The sequence below is a fragment of the Tardiphaga sp. genome (assembly GCF_025356345.1).
Lineage (GTDB): Bacteria > Pseudomonadota > Alphaproteobacteria > Rhizobiales > Xanthobacteraceae > Tardiphaga.
In genome coordinates this window covers 1-3,493 of the sequence record NZ_JANXTC010000097.1, presented here as the reverse complement: position 1 = coordinate 3,493, position 3,493 = coordinate 1, and the positions used below count along the sequence as shown (strand labels likewise).

At 61.6% G+C, this 3,493-nt stretch carries 4 protein-coding genes; 1 reads left to right on the top strand and 3 read right to left on the bottom strand.

Features of this window, described 5'->3' with window-relative positions:
* Positions 1-407, bottom strand: a 407-nt coding sequence (locus Q0S16_RS05360) for a polysaccharide deacetylase family protein (protein WP_295845889.1), incomplete at its 3' end; no start/stop codon positions are given.
* 242 nt (positions 408-649) lie between these two features.
* Positions 650-2,320 carry a L,D-transpeptidase gene (locus Q0S16_RS05355; protein WP_295845888.1) on the bottom strand — a complete coding sequence of 557 codons (1,671 nt, stop codon included), beginning with the start codon at positions 2,318-2,320 and terminating at the stop codon, positions 650-652.
* 199 nt (positions 2,321-2,519) lie between these two features.
* On the opposite strand from Q0S16_RS05355, the gene Q0S16_RS05350 reads away from it, so the two are divergent.
* The gene (locus tag Q0S16_RS05350) at positions 2,520-3,020 is read left to right on the top strand and encodes a CreA family protein (protein WP_295845887.1); all 501 of its coding nucleotides are present in this window, start codon (positions 2,520-2,522) and stop codon (positions 3,018-3,020) included.
* 1 nt (position 3,021) lies between these two features.
* Here Q0S16_RS05350 and Q0S16_RS05345 read toward each other — a convergent pair whose 3' ends face one another.
* Positions 3,022-3,282: a hypothetical protein gene (locus tag Q0S16_RS05345; protein WP_295845886.1), complete on the bottom strand. Its 261-nt coding sequence runs from the start codon at positions 3,280-3,282 to the stop codon at positions 3,022-3,024.
* Positions 3,283-3,493: the final 211 nt, after the last annotated feature.

Sequence of the window (3,493 nt, the reverse complement as noted above, 5' to 3'; positions counted from 1 at the left end):
AGAATTTCGGGATGATAGGTGGCGTGCTTGCCGATCGGGAAAAATATGGCCTTGGTGCACTCGTCGGCCAGTGCCTTCAGCACCGCCTGGGTGGTCACCGGCCACGGGCCGTCGTCGAAGGTCAGCACCACTTCCTTGTCGCGCAGGAAGTCGAGCTGCTTGAAATGCTCGAAGCCAAATCCGGGGCCGCCGGTCGTATCGATCTCGACGACGCGGCCGATGCCGAGCGCATCGGGACTGGCGCAGGTGGATTTGACTGCGACCGGAGCAGGCGCAGGCGTTGTTGCGGGGGGCGCGGCCGCCACGGGGGCGGGCGGGGTGGTGCTGACTTTTGGTACCTGCGCGAAGGCACTAACCGCGCATAGCGAAATGACGCTCGCCAACAAGACACCTGCCGCAATACGCATCGTGTTTCCCCTGAAACGAAATTTGCCCGGATCGGCCATCCGCATCAACTAACATGGTACCCAATGGCCACATCATAGCGTGTTTCATCGCCGGACCACTACGGCAACCATCCTTATCCCCAATCGTCGACGTGACGCCGGAGCCCGATCGCGCAATGGCAGTCGTGACGGTGGCCACCACTGGGCCGGCGGGGGCAGTTACCGGGGCCGAAACCGGCTGGCAATGTCTTCACGTCACGGCGTCAGCGCAGCGGCACCACGAATTCGGTGCCCTGACCGGTTTCGCCACCGGCGGCGATGCCCTGGTCCGATACGATGATCGAACCGCCGCTTTTGAGGGCCTCGTTGATTTGCGCCATGGCCTCGGCCGGGATCGTTAGCCGGTCCAGCGCCGCCGCCGCGGTTTCCGGCTGCGGCATGGCTTTGACCTCGATGGCGCCGGTCGATTTGCGACGATGCACGGTGCGGTTGTCTTCATCCGCGCGTCGGGCCGCGACCGGAAGCGATAGCGCCGTCCAGAGGAAGGTGCGGGCATCGTCCTTGTCGGCGCGCGCTGTGAAAACGTGGGTGCCCAATGGACGTTCGCCCGCGGCAATGCGGATCGGACTCTCGAACAGCGGCGCAAAATTCTGCCGGACGTAGATCTTGTTGTCCTTGCTGCTGACGAATACGGCGATCTGACCTGTCCGCCTCGGCGCGGCATCCGCCGCCGGTACGGGTTTCGCCGCGTCCGGCGGTCGGGTCTCGTCCTTCTTCACGTTGGCCGCGCCGCTGGTCGTAACGCTGCCGGTGGGGGCCGCAAGCCCGACAACTTCGTCTTTTGAAGCTTCGGCCTGGACGGAGGCGTCAGGCGTGGCCGAGGGCTGATTTACGGACGTCGACAACAGAGGCGCGCTGATCGCCGTCTCGACCGTTCTGGCCGCCGCGGTATCGACATCGCGCCTCGTGACGGTCTCGTGCTCTGCGATATTGGCCGGAGAGGCGTCGGAAACGCTGATCGAGTTGGTCGTCGCCATGGCGCCACTGGCATCCGCTGTGACCGTCTGGTCGCGCTTGTCGGATGCGGTCCTGGCTGGGGCGGCATCGCCGGACGGCGTCAATGCGAGGCCGGAGCTAGACGCCGTCGGCGCCCCAGTCATGGCCGCCTCCGCCTTGGCCTCGACTCGAACTTTTACTTCAGTCGCGGCTCCCGCAGCCCCGGGAATGCGCGCCTCCAGCAGCGGATGCGCGAATTCTGACGGTGAGATTTCACCGGGGGTGATTACCACCCGCGCGCCCATCCGCGTCCAGCCCCACATTTTGGTGGCAAAGGCCATCGGCATGCGGATGCAGCCGTGCGAGGCGGGATAGCCCGGCAATACGCCGGCATGCAGGGCGATGCCCGACCAGGTGATTCGCTGCATGAACGGCATCGGCGCGCCGCTGTAGATGTTGGAGCGGTGATATTTGCTCTTCTGGATAACGCTGAACACACCCATCGGCGTGGAATGGCCGCGCATCCCGGTCGACACCCGCGTCTCCGCGAACAGCCCGTTGGCGTCGTAGAGCTTGAGAGTTTGTTGATCCACTGAGATCGCGATCAGCAGCGGCCCGACCGGCTTGCTTTCCTTAACCTGCTTTTCCGACTTGGCCGTGGCGCGCTTGGGCGGCCTGGTGCGCCGTGGCGTCGACGATGGCAGTGGCTGAGCGACAGACGGATCTTCGTCAGACCAGAATACCGCTGCATCGGCCGAGGCGGTACCGCCCAGTCCCGCCAGAGCGACCAGCGCTACCCGCAAAAGCCGGCAATGGAAAATATCAGTTCCGCGAAGGCTAAGTTTATTGGTCGACAACCCGTACTCCGTCTCAAATGCGTTCACGCCAAACCCTCGAATTCCTATTGGGGAAGTCTCGCAGACGCGAAAAGGGTTCACCAGCGCGAGATATTAGGATACCGACGATTGAAGACGAGCGTAGCAAAAAAGCCTCACATTTAATTAACTGCGCGGCTTCGCGGCTTCCAAATTTCACCGAAATAACTAGATATTGAACGCGCATCTGGAGAGTTTCATGACGATCGACAGTTCCCGCGCTTCGGCGCGGTCGTTTTGGCGAGGCCTGTTATTGCCAAGCGTGCTGGCGTTGCTGACGGTCGCCGCGCTTCTGGTCGATCCGGCCGCTGCCGCCGATGAGCCCGACCTGATCTTCCGCCGTTCCACGGTGTTCAAGTGGCTGAGCCCGAACGACAAGCTCGCAACCTATGGTGTCGATGATCCTGAAGTAGAAGGCGTTGCCTGTCACTTCACCGTGCCTGAAAAAGGCGGCTTGAAAGGTTGGCTCGGTCTGGCCGAGGAGGTCTCGGATATCTCGCTGGCGTGCCGGCAGATTGGCCCGATCAAGTTCAAGGGCAAGATGGAGCAGGGCGACGATATGTTCCGGCAGCGCCGTTCTCTGTTCTTCAAAAAGATGCAGATTGTGCGTGGCTGCGATGCCAAGCGGAACGTGCTGGTCTATATGGTCTATTCCGACCGGATCATCGAAGGCTCGCCGAAGAACTCGACCTCATCGGTGCCGATCATGCCATGGGGGCAGGCCGATAACGCGATCGCGAAATGCGGCGAGTTTGTGCGGTGAGCTATTCGGCGGCCTGACCCAGGGAGCGTTTCAACTTCAGTCGTTCCGAGGCTTCCGCCCGTGCCTCGGCGAGCGCCCGCGGATCGCGATAACCGATCAGCTGCACCATGTTCTGCGGATAGCATTCGTTGCCGTGGGCGCCATAACCCTGTTGCGACATCGCGCCCTGGCATTTGGCGCGAGCCCGCTGGTTCGAGAGCGAAGGATTTGAGTGTGAGCCGGCCGGAGATTCATTGCTCCCACGCGTGTTGCTTCTTTCCACGGCTGCAATCCTTCTTCTGGAGATTTGGACAAACGCGCCGTCAACTGAAAAGGTTGCACGCACTCTCATCGTCGGTTTAGCCGGCTATCGGTTCGATTTTGTTAACGGCAGATGACAGCCGGAATTTCTTTAAGAGAATTTGCGACGTCCGGGGCCTGACATCCTGATAAACGCGACCGCTTCACAGTAATAAATTGCTCGCCATCGAACA